This window comes from Priestia sp. YIM B13491, from assembly GCF_042787605.1.
Lineage (GTDB): Bacteria > Bacillota > Bacilli > Bacillales > Bacillaceae_H > Priestia > Priestia megaterium_E.
In genome coordinates this window covers 1-18,819 of sequence record NZ_JBHZOR010000024.1, presented here as the reverse complement: position 1 = coordinate 18,819, position 18,819 = coordinate 1, and the positions used below count along the sequence as shown (strand labels likewise).

17 protein-coding genes, 1 tRNA gene and 2 riboswitches are annotated in these 18,819 nt (G+C 38.5%); of the genes, 15 read left to right on the top strand and 3 right to left on the bottom strand.

Annotated elements, in window-relative coordinates:
* The 5 genes from ACFX4E_RS27845 to tsaD all read left to right on the top strand — a co-directional run bounded on the left by ACFX4E_RS27845 (nucleotide 1) and on the right by tsaD (nucleotide 2,939).
* Nucleotides 1–76: transfer RNA gene (locus ACFX4E_RS27845), tRNA-Asp, on the top strand.
* 220 nt (nucleotides 77–296) lie between these two features.
* Entirely contained in the window at nucleotides 297–767 is a 471-nt protein-coding gene (gene tsaE / locus ACFX4E_RS27840) for a tRNA (adenosine(37)-N6)-threonylcarbamoyltransferase complex ATPase subunit type 1 TsaE (protein WP_013081426.1), read from the top strand.
* On the top strand, nucleotides 764–1,462 hold the full coding sequence (gene tsaB / locus ACFX4E_RS27835) for a tRNA (adenosine(37)-N6)-threonylcarbamoyltransferase complex dimerization subunit type 1 TsaB (protein WP_050691692.1): 699 nt from the start codon (nucleotides 764–766) through the stop codon (nucleotides 1,460–1,462). The genes tsaE and tsaB overlap by 4 nt, the downstream gene beginning before the upstream one ends.
* A 14-nt stretch (nucleotides 1,463–1,476) precedes the next feature.
* A complete protein-coding gene (gene rimI / locus ACFX4E_RS27830) occupies nucleotides 1,477–1,926 on the top strand; it encodes a ribosomal protein S18-alanine N-acetyltransferase (RefSeq protein ID WP_028410379.1) in 450 nt (149 codons plus the stop codon).
* Nucleotides 1,923–2,939, top strand: coding sequence for a tRNA (adenosine(37)-N6)-threonylcarbamoyltransferase complex transferase subunit TsaD (gene tsaD / locus ACFX4E_RS27825; protein ID WP_074684293.1), 1,017 nt, complete (start codon nucleotides 1,923–1,925; stop codon nucleotides 2,937–2,939). Before rimI ends, tsaD begins: the two co-directional genes overlap by 4 nt.
* A 255-nt stretch (nucleotides 2,940–3,194) precedes the next feature.
* Here tsaD and abc-f read toward each other — a convergent pair whose 3' ends face one another.
* Nucleotides 3,195–5,129 carry a ribosomal protection-like ABC-F family protein gene (gene abc-f, locus ACFX4E_RS27820; RefSeq protein ID WP_098250201.1) on the bottom strand — a complete coding sequence of 645 codons (1,935 nt, stop codon included), beginning with the start codon at nucleotides 5,127–5,129 and terminating at the stop codon, nucleotides 3,195–3,197.
* 458 nt (nucleotides 5,130–5,587) lie between these two features.
* On the opposite strand from abc-f, the gene ACFX4E_RS27815 reads away from it, so the two are divergent.
* Genes ACFX4E_RS27815 through tatC form a run of 3 tightly spaced genes read left to right on the top strand, consistent with a single transcriptional unit; the run spans nucleotide 5,588 to nucleotide 7,236 of the window.
* On the top strand, nucleotides 5,588–6,226 hold the full coding sequence (locus ACFX4E_RS27815) for a redox-sensing transcriptional repressor Rex (protein ID WP_013055021.1): 639 nt from the start codon (nucleotides 5,588–5,590) through the stop codon (nucleotides 6,224–6,226).
* A gap of 53 nt (nucleotides 6,227–6,279) precedes the next feature.
* A complete protein-coding gene (gene tatA / locus ACFX4E_RS27810; RefSeq protein WP_013055022.1) occupies nucleotides 6,280–6,465 on the top strand; it encodes a twin-arginine translocase TatA/TatE family subunit in 186 nt (61 codons plus the stop codon).
* Nucleotides 6,466–6,480: 15 nt separating this feature from the next.
* A complete protein-coding gene (tatC, locus tag ACFX4E_RS27805; RefSeq protein WP_013055023.1) occupies nucleotides 6,481–7,236 on the top strand; it encodes a twin-arginine translocase subunit TatC in 756 nt (251 codons plus the stop codon).
* Between the two features lie 25 nt (nucleotides 7,237–7,261).
* Here tatC and ACFX4E_RS27800 read toward each other — a convergent pair whose 3' ends face one another.
* Both ACFX4E_RS27800 and ACFX4E_RS27795 read right to left on the bottom strand, forming a co-directional pair.
* Entirely contained in the window at nucleotides 7,262–7,489 is a 228-nt protein-coding gene (locus ACFX4E_RS27800) for a YdiK family protein (RefSeq protein WP_028410375.1), read from the bottom strand.
* Nucleotides 7,486–8,214: a CPBP family intramembrane glutamic endopeptidase gene (locus ACFX4E_RS27795; RefSeq protein WP_098333002.1), complete on the bottom strand. Its 729-nt coding sequence runs from the start codon at nucleotides 8,212–8,214 to the stop codon at nucleotides 7,486–7,488. Before ACFX4E_RS27795 ends, ACFX4E_RS27800 begins: the two co-directional genes overlap by 4 nt.
* Before the next feature lie 299 nt (nucleotides 8,215–8,513).
* Here ACFX4E_RS27795 and groES point away from each other — a divergent pair, with 299 nt between their 5' ends.
* From groES to ACFX4E_RS27760, 7 genes are all read left to right on the top strand, one after another.
* Nucleotides 8,514–8,798, top strand: a complete 285-nt coding sequence (gene groES / locus ACFX4E_RS27790; protein ID WP_013055026.1) for a co-chaperone GroES — start codon at nucleotides 8,514–8,516, stop codon at nucleotides 8,796–8,798.
* 67 nt (nucleotides 8,799–8,865) lie between these two features.
* Entirely contained in the window at nucleotides 8,866–10,497 is a 1,632-nt protein-coding gene (groL, locus tag ACFX4E_RS27785; protein WP_028412700.1) for a chaperonin GroEL, read from the top strand.
* Nucleotides 10,498–10,655: 158 nt separating this feature from the next.
* A complete protein-coding gene (locus tag ACFX4E_RS27780) occupies nucleotides 10,656–11,606 on the top strand; it encodes an AAA family ATPase (RefSeq protein WP_028410372.1) in 951 nt (316 codons plus the stop codon).
* 10 nt (nucleotides 11,607–11,616) lie between these two features.
* Nucleotides 11,617–12,807 carry a DUF58 domain-containing protein gene (locus ACFX4E_RS27775; RefSeq protein ID WP_377239102.1) on the top strand — a complete coding sequence of 397 codons (1,191 nt, stop codon included), beginning with the start codon at nucleotides 11,617–11,619 and terminating at the stop codon, nucleotides 12,805–12,807.
* Nucleotides 12,804–14,996, top strand: coding sequence for a transglutaminase TgpA family protein (locus tag ACFX4E_RS27770; protein ID WP_377239103.1), 2,193 nt, complete (start codon nucleotides 12,804–12,806; stop codon nucleotides 14,994–14,996). The genes ACFX4E_RS27775 and ACFX4E_RS27770 overlap by 4 nt, the downstream gene beginning before the upstream one ends.
* A gap of 39 nt (nucleotides 14,997–15,035) precedes the next feature.
* Nucleotides 15,036–15,137: riboswitch (purine riboswitch) on the top strand.
* Nucleotides 15,138–15,260: 123 nt separating this feature from the next.
* Nucleotides 15,261–16,790, top strand: coding sequence for a glutamine-hydrolyzing GMP synthase (gene guaA, locus ACFX4E_RS27765; protein ID WP_098334571.1), 1,530 nt, complete (start codon nucleotides 15,261–15,263; stop codon nucleotides 16,788–16,790).
* Between the two features lie 97 nt (nucleotides 16,791–16,887).
* Nucleotides 16,888–16,989: riboswitch (purine riboswitch) on the top strand.
* Between the two features lie 132 nt (nucleotides 16,990–17,121).
* Nucleotides 17,122–18,447 carry an NCS2 family permease gene (locus ACFX4E_RS27760; RefSeq protein ID WP_377239104.1) on the top strand — a complete coding sequence of 442 codons (1,326 nt, stop codon included), beginning with the start codon at nucleotides 17,122–17,124 and terminating at the stop codon, nucleotides 18,445–18,447.
* The last annotated feature ends 372 nt before the right edge of the window (nucleotides 18,448–18,819 follow it).

Sequence of the window (18,819 nt, the reverse complement as noted above, 5' to 3'; positions counted from 1 at the left end):
GGTCCCGTGGTGTAGCGGTTAACATGCCTGCCTGTCACGCAGGAGATCGCGGGTTCGATTCCCGTCGGGACCGCCATGTTTTAGAAACGAAACAATGTGTTTCGTCTTTTTTATTGTTTGAACCATTTTTATATAAAACTTTACCGTCCTTAGGAGCAATCCTAAGGAATTTTTTATATACAAAGAAATTTCTTTATAGAATTGCGATGTTAAAGATTGTTGGATTTCTTACTGGATATGTATAGTCCACAACGTTTACAATATATATATACAGATTGAAATGAGGTTCTGAATGAATGACAGAGATTAACGAATTTACGTTTATGTCTACGTCTCCTGATGAAACTAATCAGCTGGCTGCTCGTCTAGCAACTTTATTAGAAGCTGGTGACGTGCTGCTGCTTGAAGGCGATTTGGGAGCTGGAAAGACAACATTCACAAAAAGTTTAGCTAAAGGATTAGGAATTGAACGCAATGTGAATAGCCCGACATTTACGATCATTAAAGAATACAAAAGCGGTCGCCTTCCTCTTTATCATATGGATGTGTACCGTCTAGGGGATGAATTTGAAGACCTAGGGTTCGATGAGTATTTTGAAGGAGATGGCGTGACGGTCGTGGAGTGGGCTCATCTGATTGAAGAGCAGCTTCCTAATGAATATATTCAAATCAATATTTACCATGAAAACGAAACGACTCGTAAAATCCTTGTAAAGGCGATAGGCAGTCGGTACGTTGAAATATGTAAGGAGCTTTTTAAAAGATGAAAATGTTAGCCATTGATACATCCAATTTTGTCATGGGTGTTGCTGTCGTTGAAGAAAACAAAGTAATTGGAGAAATTATTACGAATCTAAAAAAGAATCACTCCGTTCGTGTGATGAACGCTGTGGAATCTTTGTTAAAGGATTGTGATATTGCGCCAAGCGAGCTAGACCGTATTGTAGTAGCACACGGGCCAGGATCTTATACAGGTGTACGCATTGGAGTTACCATTGCCAAGACACTTGCTTGGACTTTAAATATTCCTTTAATAGGTGTATCTAGCCTTGAGGCACTAGCAGCAAACGGTCGCTATTTTGATGGATATATCGCTCCGTTATTTGATGCGCGCCGTCAACAGCTTTATACAGGACTATATGAATGGAATAACGAGCGAGGTCTTGTAGAAGTTGAAAGTGATCGACTTGTTATTAATAAAGACTGGGCGGAACATTTAAAGTCATACAACAAACCTATTTTATTCATAGGCAATGATCTTCCTATGCATGAAGAGGCGTTAAAAGAAGTGCTGGGTGAACAAGCTGTATTTGCCCATGTTCAGCAGTTTAATCCAAGACCTAGTGAATTGGCTTTCTTAGGAATGAAGAAAGAGCCGCAGTCTGTGCATACGTTTGTTCCGAACTACATTCGTTTAGCTGAAGCCGAAGCCAACTGGCTTGCTTCACAGCAAAAAGGATAAAAGAAGGTATAAACATGAAACTAACAATTAAGTTTCGTTTAATGGAAGTTAAAGATGTTGATCAAGTAGTGAAAATTGAAGAGAAGTCTTTTACGACACCTTGGAGTTCAGAAGCGTTTCAAAATGAGTTAACCAATAATCAATTTTCAACTTACATTGTGATGGAAGAAGGAGAAAATATTATTGGGTATTGCGGAACGTGGATTGTTATTGACGAAGCACATGTAACTAACATTGCGCTATTGCCAGACTACCGAGGTAAGGGACTCGGTGAATTGCTGCTGCGCAACGTGATGGACGTGCTTCGAAAACTAGGTGCTACGTCAATGACATTAGAAGTTAGGGTATCTAATCATATTGCACAATCATTGTATCAAAAGCTAGGTTTTAAACCTGGAGGTATTCGTAAGAATTATTATTCTGATAACAATGAGGATGCATTAGTTATGTGGGTGAATTTATGAGTGAAAATCAATTAATTTTAGCATTAGAAACAAGCTGTGATGAGACAGCAGCAGCCGTGATTCGAAACGGTCATGAAATTGTAGCCAATGTGGTGGCCTCTCAAATAGAAAGTCATAAACGATTTGGCGGTGTCGTACCTGAGATTGCATCTCGTCATCATGTGGAACAAATTACGGTGGTAGTTGAAGAAACTTTAAATCAAGCGAACTTGACGTTTGCAGATATTGATGCAATAGCTGTAACGGAAGGACCAGGGCTTGTGGGAGCACTTCTTATTGGCGTAAATGCAGCCAAAGCGCTAGCATTTGCACATCAAAAGCCATTAATTGGTGTTCATCATATTGCAGGACATATTTATGCAAACCAGCTAATCAAAAAATTAGAATTCCCGCTTTTATCGTTAGTTGTATCTGGAGGGCATACGGAGCTTGTATACATGGAAAGTCACGGTCAGTTTAAAGTGATTGGTGAAACGAGAGATGATGCAGCAGGAGAAGCCTACGATAAAGTAGCCCGCACGTTAAACCTTCCATATCCAGGCGGACCACATATTGACCGCCTTGCACATGAAGGAGAGCCATTAATTGATTTACCGCGTGCTTGGCTAGAAGAAGGATCCTATGATTTTAGTTTCAGTGGGTTAAAATCAGCAGTTATTAACACTGTCCACAACGCGAAGCAAAAAGGTGAAGAAATTCTTCCACAAACGCTTGCTGCTAGCTTTCAAGCGAGTGTTATTGATGTGTTAGTAACTAAAACCGTTAAAGCTGCAAAGGAATATAACGTTAAGCAAGTGTTAGTAGCAGGAGGAGTTGCTGCTAATAAAGGACTTAGAGCAGCGCTAGAAGAGGCATTTGCACCATTATCAAACATTGCACTTATTATCCCGCCGCTATCTCTATGCACGGATAATGCTGCAATGATTGGAGCAGCAGCAAGTGTACGATTTGCTCAAGGAAAACGCTCAGATATGTCATTAAACGCAAACCCCGGTTTAGACTTGGAAGAGTAAGAGACGAATGAGATTTAGTTCTCATTCGTCTTTTTTTGTGGATAAAAATAATTTATCAACAATATTCAATAAATTTAGAATTAACTGTGGATAATTATGTGGAAAAGTCCGTGCACTCAGTACACGGACCTGTTATCAACAAGTTTTAATTATGAAAATCAGACAGATATCCACTATTTATTCACAGAGTGGATAAAGCTTGTTCTAAAGCGCACGAACAAGTAAATAGGATGAATAAATACGAAAAAATATAGACTATTCTTCTAGAAGAAGCTGTAATTCTTCCCACTCTTCCATTAATGTGGATAACTGTGAAGCAATTTTTTCGTTTTCACCGTTTAATCTTGATACTTCTTCGTGGTTTTGATAAATTTCAGGGTCACAAAGAAGTTCTTCATTCTCCGCTTGTGCGGCTTCTAATTTGTTTACTTCAGTTTCAATTTCTTCAATGCGGCGCGTTCGCTGCCTCATCAATTTCTTTTGTTCTTTATCTTGTTTATAGGACTGTTTATCTACTTTTACCGTGCGTTCTTCGTTTGCTTTTATATTTTCTAATTCTTTGATTTCCTCTATTTCTGCTTTCTTTTCTACATAATAGTCATAATCTCCAAGAAATTCTTCTACCCCTTCAGGAGATAGCTCTGCTATTTTGTTTGCAATACGATTAATAAAATAACGGTCATGTGAAACAAATAATAGAGTCCCTGGGTAATCAATTAACGCATTCTCGAGTACTTGTTTACTATCTAAATCAAGATGGTTAGTAGGTTCATCTAAAATTAAGAAATTAGCTTTTTGAAGCATAAGCTTCGCAAGAGCCAAACGTGCTTTTTCACCACCGCTAAGCGTCGAAACGATTTTCAGTACATCATCACCTGAAAACAGAAAATTTCCAAGCGCTGTACGAATTTCTTTTTCAGGTTTGGATGGGTAGTCATCCCAAAGCTCATTTAAAACGGTTTTATTAGACGTTAAATTAGCTTGCTCTTGGTCGTAATAACCAACCATTACGTTTGAGCCAAAAGAAATGGTTCCAGTCTTGAAGCTTAGTTTATCCACAATACCTTTTAATAACGTAGATTTCCCAACTCCATTAGGGCCAACCAACGCAAGGCTTTCACCTTTTTTAATCCGAAGGTTTGCGTCTTGGACGACGTATTTGTTTTCATCATATCCGATAGACACGTTTTCGAGATTTAAGACTTCATTTCCGCTTTGACGCTCAATTTCAAACGAAAAACTAGCCGATTTTTCGCCGTCGTTAGGTCGATTTATTAACTCCATTCGATCGAGCTGCTTACGTCTGCTTTGCGCACGTTTTGTAGTCGATGCGCGGGCGATGTTTCGCTGAATAAAATCATTTAGTTTTGCGACTTCATCTTGCTGTTTTTCGTACTGACGCAACTCTTTTTCATATCGCTCTGCTTTTTGTACAAGGTATTTAGAGTAGTTGCCCGTGTACTTGACCGTTGTTTTTTGTGTGACTTCATACACTTGATTTACGACCTTATCAAGGAAGTAACGATCGTGTGAAACAATTAAAATAGCTCCTTCATACCCTTGCAGAAACTGTTCCAGCCATGCTAAAGTTTCAATATCTAAGTGGTTGGTAGGCTCATCCAGAATAAGCAAGTCTGGCTTTGTTAAAAGCAGTTTTGCAAGAGCCAAGCGCGTTTTTTGTCCACCGCTCAAGGAGGAAATAGGGGTGCTATAGTCAAAGTTTGAGAAACGGAAACCATGAAGAATAGATCGTGTATCCGCTTCATATTGATAGCCGCCTAAATCTTTGAACGTTACTTGAAGCTGATCGTACTCTTTGGTTAGTTTTTCGTATTGAACTGAATCATTAAAAATGTCTGGATCGCCCATCTTCGTTTCAAGCGTACGTAATTCTTTTTCCATCTTCTTTAACGGAGCAAAGACCGTCATCATTTCTTCCCATATGGAGAGTGTTGACTCAAGAACTGTATCTTGTCCCATATAATCAATGGAAACACCTTTAGGTTTAATAATTTCTCCGCTGTCATAAGAAAGCTGCTCAGCAATAATTTTTAATAAAGTTGATTTACCAGCACCGTTTCGTCCCACTAGGGCAATGCGGTCTTTTGATTGTACTTCTAACTTTATATTCGATAAAATGGGTTCTGCCCCATAGTATTTTGTAATACCGTTCAATTGTAGAATAATCATTTTTTCACCTCTAGTAGTATATCCATAGTGTATTTTAACATATTTTCAACTACAAGTTCTTCCTACAAGCGTTTGTAATTTGTAGAGAGACAAGGACAAATGATGAAGCGAATGTTTTGATTCATGAAATAAAATGATTTTACCTGCACATTTTATACAGGATACTATGTTAAAATAAGAGATAAGTGCATCTCTGAACTTATATATGATGGATGTAGAAAACCCGTCATGACTAACAAACGGATCCTTTGAAGAGCTAATTACTTCGTTCTAGCTACCGACTTTAAGTAGTGCTGGATAGACAAAAGCCGTCGGGGTGCGAAGCGGAGTATATATAAAACAAGAGAAAAGAGAGAGAATTGGAAGCGCTACCTCAAAGCGGTTGATGCTTTGTGAAAGGTAATGCAATATGACTTGAAAATGTTAGTAATGACATACATGAACTGAGGGGGTACAACGTGAACACTGAACAATTAAAAATACCACAAGCAACGGCTAAACGATTGCCGCTTTATTATCGTTTTTTAAAAAACTTGCATGCTTCTGGTAAACAGCGTGTTTCGTCAGCGGAGTTAAGTGAGGCAGTGAAAGTTGATTCTGCTACTATTCGCCGGGATTTTTCTTACTTTGGAGCATTAGGGAAAAAGGGATACGGCTACAATGTGAATTATTTACTTACATTTTTCCGTAAAACGTTAGACCAAGATGAAGTAACGAAAGTAGCACTTATTGGCGTAGGGAATCTGGGAACGGCCTTTTTAAATTATAATTTTATTAAAAATAATAACACCAAAATTGAGTGCGCTTTTGATGTGATAGAAGATAAAGTCGGTACAAAAGTAGGCGACGTGCCGGTTTATCACCTTGACCAATTGGAAGATTATATGAGTGATGACATCTCAGTGGCGATTTTAACCGTTCCTGCCACTGTGGCTCAGCAAATTACCGATCGTTTAGTGAATTGCGGAATTAAAGGGATTCTAAACTTCACTCCTGCACGCTTAAACGTACCGGATGAGATTCGACTGCATCATATTGATCTGGCTGTAGAATTACAGTCGCTTGTCTACTTTTTGAAAAATTATCCTGTTGAATAAGATGGACTGTGTTACGATTTCCTTAAGTCTAAATTAATAAGGAGAGTGGGAATATGGGGATTGGAGCAGGCAGTTGGATTATTATTGCGATTGTAGCACTGCTTATTTTTGGACCGAAACGGTTACCGGAGCTAGGAAGATCAGTTGGGCAAACGCTTAGAGAGTTTAAGCATGCCGCTAGCGGTGCCTCAGAAGATCGTGAAAAAGATAAACAGCGTCAAGTAGATGACAAAGAGTAAAAGGGTGATCATAGTATGACCGAACAAGAAATGTCAATATATGATCATATAGGAGAGCTGCGAAAACGCATTTTAATTGTTTTATTTTTCTTTGTCATTGCCACAATTGGCGGTTTTTTTATAGCGGATAAGGTCATTGTCTATTTACAGCATGCTGATGAGGCAAAAAATTTAACGATGAATGCATTTAGGCTAACAGATCCAGTTAAGATTTATATGCAGTTTGCTGTTATTATCGGCTGTGTACTTGCAGCTCCTGTTGCACTGTATCAACTTTGGGCATTTATTAGTCCTGGTTTATATGAAAAAGAGCGTAAGGTAACGCTTGGATATATTCCTGTTTCCATTTTTCTCTTTATCGGCGGTGTCTCTTTTTCTTATTTTGTGTTGTTTCCATTTGTCGTCGATTTTATGACGCGCGTTTCTGATGAGCTGAATGTAAACCAAGTGATTGGCATTAATGAATACTTTTCTTTTTTAATGCAGCTTACACTGCCTTTTGGGCTGTTGTTTCAGCTTCCTGTTGTCGTCATGTTTTTGACGCGATTAGGAATTATCACGCCTATGTTTTTATCTCAAATTCGAAAGTATGCCTATTTCGTACTGCTAGTTATTGCCGCACTTATTACACCACCGGAATTGCTCTCGCACATGATGGTGACAGTGCCGCTCTTAATTTTGTATGAAATCAGCATCATTATTTCCCGCATTTCGTATCGCAAAGTGTTAAAGGCAAGGGCAGAGCAAGAAAGAGAAGATGTTAGTATGTAAAAAAACCACTGAAACAGTGGTTTTTTTATTTAGATGAATCATCTTGATTTTTATAGTGCTGCTGCAACTTTTTAATTTTATAGTGCAAGATAAAAATGCGAACCGCAAATCTGAAATCGAATGCGGCTACGAGTGCAAATAAGATCGTAGGGAAGTTCCACACGGTTTCCTGAGCATTTTGAATAGCCAGGTAGGTGAATAAAATCCCCATAATAATATAAATAAACCCTCGTGTTAAAGGGATATTCTTCATAAAAACATGCCTCCAAAAATAAACTGCATTTGTTCTGCTTGCTTTTGCATTTCTATAATTTTATCTGCAAAAATAGTTTGAGATAAAATAACGATTGTATTCATCAACACGTGAGCAATAATGGGTACAATAATTAGTCTTGTTCTTGCATAAAGGAATGCAAATACAAATCCCATGGCTGTATACACGAGCAAATGTTTAAAATCCCAGTGTACGGCAGCGAAAATAAGGGAACTAATAAATGCAGAGATAAAGAAATTATATCGTTTGTGAAGAGAACCGAAAATAATCTTTCGAAAAATAATCTCTTCTAGAATTGGTCCAATAACAGACGTAACGACAATGAGGAACGGCGTTGCTTTAACAAGATTAACAATATTTTGTGTGTTTTCAGATACTTGGGTAATGCCAAGAGCGTGCTCAATCATACCTGCTACAGCTTGACCAGCCATAGCCAGGAACACCCCAAGGACTGACCAGACCACAGTTACCGTTGATCCGGCATGTTCTATACGCATGGACATGTCACGGCGCAGCAGCAGTAAGACAATAAGTAAACCAAGGATAAAGCTGATGATGGTCCAATAAGTCAAAAGCATGACATTCGCTGTTCGAACTGGATATTGCTCAAACATTCCTGTTAATTTTAACAGCGGTATACCAACAACTCCTGAAAACTGCATAAGGATGTAGGTGAGGATAACATACCAATAACGTTTTTCCAATCTTCTATACTCCTTTAAAAGGTTTTTATGTATATATGTCGAAGAAGTACTGTAAAGTTAGTAATTTCTTCTTGCTCGTATTGTAACATACATATTATTGAACAGAGAAAAGAATGCTTTATTTCTCAAAATCGTCGAAATCTAAGACTATTATATGTAGTTTTCGTAAATTTTAAATTTTTTTTGTTTAATACTTGCAAAAAAAACCCACTTTGTTTTAATATAATAATTGTGTTAGCACTCGTTGAGGTTGAGTGCTAATAAAAATGCAAACATATTATTTGAGGAGGTTGTTTCACTTGTTAAAGCCATTAGGTGATCGCGTAGTGATTGAACTTGTAAAATCTGAGGAAAAAACAGCAAGCGGTATCGTGTTACCGGACAGTGCAAAAGAAAAGCCACAAGAGGGTAAAATTGTTGCTGTTGGTACAGGCCGAGTATTAGAAAGCGGTGAGCGTGTAGCTTTAGAAGTAGCTGCGGGCGATCGTATCATCTTCTCAAAATATGCGGGTACTGAAGTGAAATACGAAGGTACTGAATACTTAATTTTACGCGAAAGCGATATTTTAGCTGTAATCGGCTAATTTTAACCACAAACTTATCATACGTAAAAAATAGATTATTAAGAACATCTTGAGGAGGTCAAAGAACATGGCAAAAGACATTAAATTTAGCGAAGAAGCACGTCGCGCAATGCTACGTGGTGTAGATACATTAGCAAATGCTGTAAAAGTAACGCTTGGACCAAAAGGTCGTAACGTTGTATTAGAAAAGAAATTCGGTTCACCGCTTATTACAAATGACGGTGTAACAATTGCAAAAGAAATCGAATTAGAAGACGCATTTGAAAATATGGGTGCTAAATTAGTAGCCGAAGTTGCTAGCAAAACAAACGACGTTGCTGGTGACGGTACAACTACTGCAACAGTTTTAGCGCAAGCAATGATCAGAGAAGGTCTTAAAAACGTAACGGCTGGTGCTAACCCAATGGGTATCCGTAAAGGTATGGAAAAAGCAGTAGCTGTAGCGGTTGAAGAACTAAAAGCAATCTCTAAACCAATTCAAGGTAAAGATTCAATTGCTCAAGTAGCGGCTATCTCAGCAGCTGACGAAGAAGTAGGTCAATTAATTGCTGAAGCAATGGAGCGCGTTGGTAACGACGGTGTTATCACACTTGAAGAATCAAAAGGTTTCACAACTGAATTAGAAGTGGTAGAAGGTATGCAGTTTGACCGTGGATATGCATCTCCTTACATGGTAACTGATTCAGATAAAATGGAAGCTGTATTAGATGATCCATACATCTTAATCACAGACAAAAAAATCGGTAACATTCAAGAAATCTTACCGGTATTAGAGCAAGTTGTTCAACAAGGCAAGCCTCTATTAATCATCGCTGAAGACGTAGAAGGCGAAGCTTTAGCAACATTAGTTGTGAACAAACTTCGCGGTACATTTACAGCTGTAGCTGTTAAAGCTCCTGGTTTCGGTGATCGTCGTAAAGCAATGCTACAAGATGTTGCAATCTTAACAGGCGGAGAAGTAATCACTGAAGAGCTTGGTCTTGACTTAAAAACAGCAGGCATCGATCAATTAGGTCGCGCTTCTAAAATTGTTGTAACAAAAGAAAATACAACAGTTGTAAACGGTGCAGGAAACGCAGAAGATATCCTAGCGCGCGTAAACCAAATCAAAGCTCAGCTTGAAGAAACAACTTCAGAGTTTGACCGTGAAAAATTACAAGAGCGCTTAGCAAAACTTGCTGGTGGCGTAGCTGTAATTAAAGTGGGTGCGGCAACTGAAACTGAGTTAAAAGAACGTAAATTACGTATTGAAGATGCATTAAACTCTACGCGTGCTGCGGTTGAAGAAGGTATCGTAGCTGGTGGTGGTACTGCATTAGTAAATATCTATAATAAAGTAGCAAGCATCGAAGCTGACGGTGACACTGCTACAGGTATCAACATCGTATTACGTGCGATCGAAGAGCCTGTACGTCAAATCGCTCACAACGCTGGTTTAGAAGGATCAGTAATCGTTGAGCGTCTAAAAGGCGAAGCAGTTGGAACTGGATTTAACGCTGCAACTGGCGAGTGGGTAAATATGCTAGACACTGGTATCGTTGACCCAACAAAAGTAACGCGTTCAGCTCTTCAAAATGCTTCTTCTGTAGCGGCTATGTTCTTAACAACTGAAGCAGTTGTTGCTGACAAGCCAGAAGAAGGCGGAGCACCTGCAATGCCTGACATGGGCGGCATGGGTGGAATGGGCGGCATGATGTAATCACTGCCCTAACTAAAAAAGCGACCAAGTGAGTACTTGGTCGCTTTTTTGCGTGCGTTAATATTTTCAGATTTTTTAAAAATTTGTTAAGATAGTACTATGTTTATTGAAAAACATACTAAACTCAAGGCTTAACTGAGTTTTAAGGGGGAGCTTTATTGATTCAGCTGGATCATATTAATAATAAATTAAATCAAGTATTAGAAAACATCGATCAAATTGTGATTGGAAAGCGTCATGTATCTACGTTGAGTTTGGTTGCTTTGCTTGCAGAGGGGCATATTTTGCTTGAAGATGTGCCGGGTGTGGGGAAAACGATGCTCGTGAAGGCACTGGCCAAATCGATTGATGCAGAATTTAAACGAATTCAATTCACGCCCGATTTGCTACCGTCCGATGTAACAGGTGTTTCTATTTACAGTCCAAAAGACATGGAATTTCATTTTCGTCCAGGTCCTATCATGAGCCATATTGTGCTCGCTGATGAGATTAACAGGACTTCTCCTAAAACACAATCGGCGCTTTTAGAAGCAATGGCTGAGCATCATGTAACAACCGATGGTATCACCCGGGAAATTCCAGCGCCTTTTTTTGTGATGGCTACTCAAAATCCTGTTGATTTTGATGGGACCTATCATTTGCCGGAAGCGCAGCTGGATCGATTTTTATTCAAATTAAGCATGGGGTATCCTACGCAGGAAGAGGAGCTTCAAATTTTAAACGGCGTATCGACTCAAGTTAATCTTGAGGATGTCAAACCCGTCATGAGTATTCCAGAATTAGTACAGGCTCAAAAAACTGTAAGCAGTATTTATGTAGATGATGCGATCAAGCACTATATCATCGAAATTATTCGCAAAACGCGCTCTCATCCACATGTTTCGTTAGGTATCAGTCCTCGTGGGACGGTTTCATTTATGAAGGCCGTTCAAGCATATGCTTTAGTGAAGGGAAGAGATTACTGTCTTCCTGATGATGTTCAAGAGCTTGCTTCGTATGTGTGTGCACATCGATTAACGCTAAGATCTGATACCCAGTACAGCGGCTTAACAGCGGGTGATGTGATGAAGCAAATTATGGCTGATACGAAAGTACCTGTTAAAAGGTAAGAGGTACTTTATGAAACAGTATATAAAAGTGATATGGAATAAATGTAGAGACTGGTTCGTTTTATTCTGCATCTTTGCTGCTACGTTTTCTTACGCGATGTTTCAAGGGGGCTTTGTCAGCTGGTTTTTATTTTATAGCTTCTTACCTTTTGGATTATATGCGGCAGCCGTTTTGCTTTATCCGTTAAAGAAGTGGAATGTTACTCGTGATGTGAAGCTACAGCCTCGATTCGCTGGAGATCATCTTTCGTATGACATTCATATTACACGCTCCTCGGGTTTTCCTGTTTATATGGCAGCAGTGAAAGAGGAGAGTAACCTTTTAAATCAAGAAGAAAGAACAATTTATCCGCTTTTTCAACGAAACGCTGTTATTCCGTATGAAAGATCGTTTGTAGAAAGAGGAGAATATGAATTTTTTACGATTTCGATTGAATTGAGTGATTTATTAGGAATTGTAAAAAAGAAGGCCTATTATCCGCTGCAGCAGCGGTTTATCGTGTATCCTCAAATCCATGAGATAGATATCCCGTTTCTTTTAGCGGGAATAGAAGAAGGAAAAAATGAAGTTTCCGCTGGAAATCCATCTACTACGTTAGTGACAGGCATTAGAGAATACCAGCCGGGTGACCGATTAGGATCTATCGATTGGAAGGCGACGGCTCGTAAAGCTACGTTGATTTCTAAAGAGTTCGGTCATTATCATGAACGGAGTATGATTATCATTGCAGATGTTATAAGCTCTCTATACTTTGAAGAACGAATGAGCTTTCTGGCATCCATGCTCATTCATGAAGAAACCAAGCGTAAAAAAATCGATTTTCTTTTAGCTGGAGATGCACTTTTTTCACCAAAAGCCTCTGAACAAAGTGAGACTGATAACCTGTTGTATCACTTAGCGCGTGCACAGCCTATTAACAACCGAGCGTTCGAAACAGAATTTAAGGGTATTGCCATTCAAAAGCAGCATTCTTTTATGGTCATTGTCAGTCAAGTTACAGGAACTCTCATTGGGCAGGTTCAATCTAAGCTGAGTCTGCATGCTAAGGCATCAATAATTGTCGTTAAAGATGAAGGAGCAGGGCTTAGTGACGAAGAGACGGTTATTGTTAATGGCATACAATCTTCTGCTTTAACGATTGAAGTCGTTAATATTCTTCTTCCTCTATCATCTAAAGGAAGTGAGGGCGGAAATAAGTGAATAAATCAGCTTTGTATGTAAAAAACATCTTATTGTACGCGGGAGCATTCTTTTTATTAGTGGAATGGCTTCTTCCTTTAAATGAAGTGACGGATACCAATCAAATTCAGTACTTTATCTTGTTTGTTGCTTACTGTTTTTTGTGTTTAACGTTTCGATTGCCGTTTATTGTGATGACGTTAGGGAGTATATTGTTTATTTTGTTTTCGCTTCACAATCTCTATTTCCAAGGAGCTTTCTTTTCTTCAGACTGGCTTCCGAGACTTTTGGAGATTCTTCAGTCAGATGCACAAAGTATCATGGAGTGGGATATAGCGAATTTATCATTTGAAATGAGGAGCACTTTATTTTTTGTGCTGCTTTGGATTATGGCTTATTTAATTCGATATTGGATCTTTTATCAAAAAAGAATTTTCTTCTTTTTCTTCTTAACCATTTTGTATATTACCGTGTTGGATACATTTTCTACTTACGATGCGAGAGCTGCTATTATTCGTGTGACGATTATCGGATTTTTATTAGTAGCCATGCTTCGCATAAATCCTGAACGCATAAAAGCTGCGGGCACTGAGCGTTTAGAAAATAGAAAACGATCGTTTCTTTTTCTAGGCAGCTTTTTAGCTATCGTCATTGTGCTGGCTTATCTCGCTCCTAAACCAGGGCCGCAGTGGCCAGATCCCGTACCTTTTATCACAGCGCATACAACAAATCAAGGACAGGGAGAATCTGCAAGCGGTCAACGAATTGGCTATGATATGGACGATTCTAAATTGGGGGGATCGTTTGTCAATGATGATACGGTTGTGTTTACAGCCAAAGTAGAGGATGAGCACTATTGGCGTATTGAAACGAAGGATGTTTATACAGGTAAGGGGTGGGAGCTGTCTAAAGAGGAAGAAAAAGTGCCCTTTAAAGGAAATGAAAACTTACTCCCTCAATATGACTCAAGTGTAGTAGGACAAGTAAGAAAAGCAGAAGTTACCTATTCGCAGCCTTCTGTTCATCTTATGCATGTTCCTCAACTGCTGTCGCTAACCTTAAAAAATGGCATTCAAACCGATGTTACACCGACAAATGAAAAATTATATCCTTATCAAAATGACAAGCTTGTTACTGTTCAATCGTATGAGATGACGTATAAATATCCTGTATTTGATATTGGACTTCTTCAGCAAGCAGAGGAAAAAAAGGCAGAGAGTTTAGAGAATAATAACGAATTTATAGCAAGGTATACACAACTTCCTGCTAACTTGCCGAAACGAGTAAAGGATTTAGCTCGTGAGGTAACAAAAAATAAGAACAATCGTTATGAAAAAGCGAAAGCCGTTGAAGAATACTTCCGATCAAATCCATATGTATATGATACTGAAAATGTTCCAATTCCTACGAAAAATAAAGATTATGTGGATCAATTTTTATTTGATACAAAAAGAGGGTACTGTGATAATTTCTCTACTTCTATGGTTGTGCTGCTTCGTTCATTAGATATTCCTGCTCGGTGGGTAAAGGGCTATACAGAAGGTGATGCCACCGTCATTTCAGGAAGTAGTAAGTGGACAACCTATGAAATCACACAAAATAATGCTCATTCTTGGGTCGAAGTCTATTTTCCAAGAGCGGGTTGGGTACCTTTTGAACCAACAAAAAGTTTTTCTAATCCTTATGATTTTGTAGATAGCCAACCTAACGACTCTAGTGAAAATAGTCAAAGGGAAGAAGAGAAACAAGAAACGCAAGTGAAGGAGCAGCCTAAGGAAAAAGAGCTTCCGGCACAAGAAGAAAGAGCGAAAGAAAAAACAGCTTCTCTTCAAAATGCTAAGTTGTCTATGAAGTGGAAAGTGCTTTTTTGCGGACTGATTGTAGTTATGTTGATAGTAATATATCTCAATCGATTTAAATGGTTTTTACCTTTTTATATCTCTTTTTATAAAAAGAAAGAGAGTGTGGAAGCCTTTGAATCAGCGTATGCTTTTTTACTTAAAAGACTCGCTGCAAATGGACTAAAGCGGCAAGAAAGTCAGACGCTGCGCGACTTTGCAAGAGAAGTAGACGAAAAATTAAATACGGTAAATATGCTACAATTAACGGAAAAATACGAGCGGGTTTTGTATCGAAATGCAGATTCCATAAAAGAATGGAAAGAGTCGATTGAATTGTGGGAAAATTTAATCAAAAAAACGAGTTCTTGACCATTGTTTCGCGGATTGATAGAATATTCTCGAACTTACTATAAATGTTTCGTATACCTTCATATATCCTCGATAATATGGTTCGAGAGTCTCTACCGGGTCACCTTAAACGATCTGACTATGAAGGCAGAACAGTCTATTTGACAATGAACGTCGTGCTCAACTAGACTTCTGCCTTTGTTTTTTGAGGGAGAAGTCTAGTTTTTTTTATATTTTAGGGCATAATAACAAGTGATTATTTACACATTCGGAGAGGTGAACAAGATGGAAGGCATGATTGTTGTATTAGATTTTGGTAGTCAATATAACCAACTGATTACGCGTCGCATTCGCGAGTTCGGAGTATATAGTGAATTGCATCCGCACACAATTACAGCAGAAGAGATTAAAGCATTAAATCCAAAGGGAATTATTTTCTCTGGAGGCCCAAACAGTGTGTACGGTGAAAACGCATTTCACTGCGATGAAAACATTTTTGAATTAGGTATTCCTGTTTTAGGTATTTGTTATGGAATGCAATTAATGACTCATCATTTTGGCGGGAAGGTAGAAGGTGCTAGCCATCGTGAATATGGTAAAGCAGCGATTAACGTACAAAACGATTCATTAATGTACCATGAGTTGCCAAAAGAACAAGTTGTTTGGATGAGTCACGGTGATTTAGTTGTAGAAACACCAGCTGGTTTTGAAGTGGACGCAACTAGCCCATCTTGTCCAATTGCCGCAATGAGTAACAAAGAAAAGAATATGTACGGAGTGCAGTTCCATCCAGAAGTTCGCCATTCAGTGCACGGTAACCATATCTTAAAGAACTTCGTGTTTGAAGTATGTCATGCTGAAGCAAACTGGTCAATTGAGAACTTCATTGAAGTTGAAATGGATAAAATCCGTGAAACAGTTGGAGATAAAAAAGTACTTTGCGCACTTAGCGGCGGAGTAGACTCTTCAGTAGTAGCTGTATTAATTCACAAAGCAATTGGTGATCAGTTAACATGTATGTTCGTAGATCACGGTTTATTACGTAAAGGTGAAGCGGAAAGCGTAATGGAAACATTTAGCGAAGGCTTTAATATGAACGTAATTAAAATTGATGCAAAAGATCGCTTCTTAGAAAAATTAAACGGCGTATCAGATCCTGAACAAAAGCGTAAAATCATCGGTAATGAATTTATTTATGTATTCGATGACGAAGCTGCTAAATTAAAAGGGTTTGATTTCCTAGCTCAAGGTACGCTATACACAGATATTATCGAGAGTGGGACAGCTACAGCTCAAACGATCAAATCTCACCACAACGTAGGTGGATTACCGGAAGATATGCAGTTCAAACTAATCGAACCGTTAAACACGCTATTCAAAGATGAAGTACGTGCATTAGGTTCTGAATTAGGTATCCCTGATAACATCGTTTGGCGTCAACCTTTCCCAGGACCAGGTCTAGGTATTCGTGTACTTGGTGCAATTACGGAAGAGAAGTTAGAAATTGTACGTGAGTCGGATGCTATTTTACGTGAAGAGATTGCAAAAGCTGACTTAGAGCGCGATATCTGGCAATACTTTACGGTTCTTCCTGACATCCGCAGTGTAGGCGTAATGGGAGATGCTCGTACGTATGATTACACAATCGGTATTCGTGCTGTTACATCGATTGATGGTATGACTTCTGACTGGGCGCGTATTCCTTGGGATGTGCTTGAAGTTATCTCAACGCGTATTGTAAACGAAGTTAAGCATATTAACCGCGTAGTGTATGATATTACAAGTAAGCCACCTGCAACAATTGAATGGGAATAATATGTAAGAAAACCGAACAAACGAACATTCTTTTATAAGAATGTTCGTTTTTTGTTGACTTTTTTAAAAAGTTAATGGTAGGATAGTAACATAAAACAGCGAGATATAGCTTTAATGTCGTATAATCTTGGGGATAAGGCCCAAAAGTTTCTACCGAGCTACCGTAAATGGCTTGACTACGAGAAAGTAATACATGTATGTGTAAAAATCTTTTGTTTTTTTGGCTCATACATTTCTCTTTTAGTCGATCTTATGCCTTTACGCGCCTAGTGTAGAGGCATTTTTTATGGCTTGCCAAGTGCATGCGGCTTCTATAAAGGGAGGAAAAAACGTGAAGAAGTATTTTCGTTTTGAAGAGCTGGGTACTAGCTATCGAAAAGAGTTTATAGCTGGCCTTACAACTTTTCTATCTATGGCTTACATTTTATTTGTTAATCCATCTGTGCTATCACTAAGTGATGTAAAGGATCTGCCTGACAGTATGAGAATGGACCAAGGGGCTGTATTTACAGCTACTGCTTTAGCGGCAGCTTTGGGATCAATTGTTATGGGAGTCCTTGGTAGGTATCCAATTTCATTAGCTCCAGGTATGGGATTAAACGCATTTTTTGCTTATACAGTTGTTCTGACAATGGGAATTCCATGGCAGACGGCTTTAACGGGTGTTATGATATCAGGTGTTATTTTTATTCTTTTAACATTAACAAGCCTGCGAGAAAAAATTATTAATTCTATTCCTATTGAATTAAAAATGGCTGTTGGAGCAGGTATTGGCTTATTTATTAGTTTTATTGGTATGAAAGGTGCCGGAATCATCGTCAAAGATGATGCTACATTTGTTGGACTGGGTGATTTAACTAACCCAACAACGTTACTTGCGGTTTTTGGCATTGTAATTACTATTGTATTAATGGTGCTTCGAGTAAATGCAGCTGTATTTATCGGTATGATTGTAACGGCTGTAGCAGGTATGGCTTTTGGTTTAATTGATACACCTAAAGCAGTTGTTTCATCAGTTCCTAGTCTTGATCCGACGTTTGGGGCAGCTTTTCAAAATATCGGTGATATCTTTACTGTAAAGATGCTAGTCGTCATTTTAACTTTCTTATTTGTTGATTTCTTCGATACAGCAGGTACGATGGTTGCTGTAGCGAGTCAAGCAGGGCTTATGAAAGATAATAAACTTCCGCGAGCGGGCAGAGCGTTATTGGCAGATTCTAGTGCGATTGTAGTTGGTGCTGTTCTTGGTACCTCATCAACAACAGCTTATGTAGAGTCTACGGCTGGAGTAGCAGCGGGCGGACGTTCAGGATTTACTGCAATCGTAACGGCGGCGTTTTTCTTAGTTGCATTGTTCTTTTCTCCATTGTTAGCGATCGTAACACCAGCTGTTACTGCGCCAGCTTTAATTACGGTAGGAGCTCTGATGGTGTCAAATTTAGGAGAAATTAATTGGAAAGAGTTCGAAGTAGCAGTTCCCGCATTTTTCACGGTAATTATGATGCCACTAACATACAGTATTGCAACAGGTATTGCGGTTGGTTTTATCTTTTATCCTATTACAATGTTATGCAGCAAGCGTGGAAAAGAAGTTCATCCAATTATGTATGCTCTCTGTATCATCTTCATACTCTATTTTGCATTCTTAGCAGAATAGTTTAAATAAAAAAGCTCAGTTTAATGACTGGGCTTTTTTTTTATGGTAAGATAAGAAAACTGTATAGCGGCTAGATTAATATTGTAATAGAGAGTATTCAATCATTATATTGAAGGTTTACTTCATTAACTTTTTTATTTATAAAGTTTTTTAGAAAAACGATTGACTCTATATATTATATATGGTAAATTATTAAATGTCGCTGATGAACAGCGCAGTTGAGAGAAACATCTTAAAAAAAGATGTTGACATCAAAATGATAGAATGTTATACTAATAAAGTTGCTTCAGAGCAACGGTTGAACTTTGAAAACTGAACAAAGCGACAAACGTCAACGTTAATTTTTATTTTTTAAATTGAGCAAGTCAAACA

What these genes read in the sequence shown, in the direction of transcription:
- tatC (WP_013055023.1), top strand. Translation starts at nt 6,481, where the DNA reads ATGACCGAACAAGAAATGTCAATATATGATCATATAGGAGAGCTGCGA.
- groL (WP_028412700.1), top strand. Translation starts at nt 8,866, where the DNA reads ATGGCAAAAGACATTAAATTTAGCGAAGAAGCACGTCGCGCAATGCTA.
- tsaE (WP_013081426.1), top strand. Translation starts at nt 297, where the DNA reads ATGACAGAGATTAACGAATTTACGTTTATGTCTACGTCTCCTGATGAA.
- guaA (WP_098334571.1), top strand. Translation starts at nt 15,261, where the DNA reads ATGGAAGGCATGATTGTTGTATTAGATTTTGGTAGTCAATATAACCAA.
- ACFX4E_RS27800 (WP_028410375.1), bottom strand. Translation starts at nt 7,489, where the DNA reads ATGAAGAATATCCCTTTAACACGAGGGTTTATTTATATTATTATGGGG.
- tsaD (WP_074684293.1), top strand. Translation starts at nt 1,923, where the DNA reads ATGAGTGAAAATCAATTAATTTTAGCATTAGAAACAAGCTGTGATGAG.
- tsaB (WP_050691692.1), top strand. Translation starts at nt 764, where the DNA reads ATGAAAATGTTAGCCATTGATACATCCAATTTTGTCATGGGTGTTGCT.
- tatA (WP_013055022.1), top strand. Translation starts at nt 6,280, where the DNA reads ATGGGGATTGGAGCAGGCAGTTGGATTATTATTGCGATTGTAGCACTG.
- abc-f (WP_098250201.1), bottom strand. Translation starts at nt 5,129, where the DNA reads ATGATTATTCTACAATTGAACGGTATTACAAAATACTATGGGGCAGAA.
- ACFX4E_RS27775 (WP_377239102.1), top strand. Translation starts at nt 11,617, where the DNA reads ATGAAACAGTATATAAAAGTGATATGGAATAAATGTAGAGACTGGTTC.
- rimI (WP_028410379.1), top strand. Translation starts at nt 1,477, where the DNA reads ATGAAACTAACAATTAAGTTTCGTTTAATGGAAGTTAAAGATGTTGAT.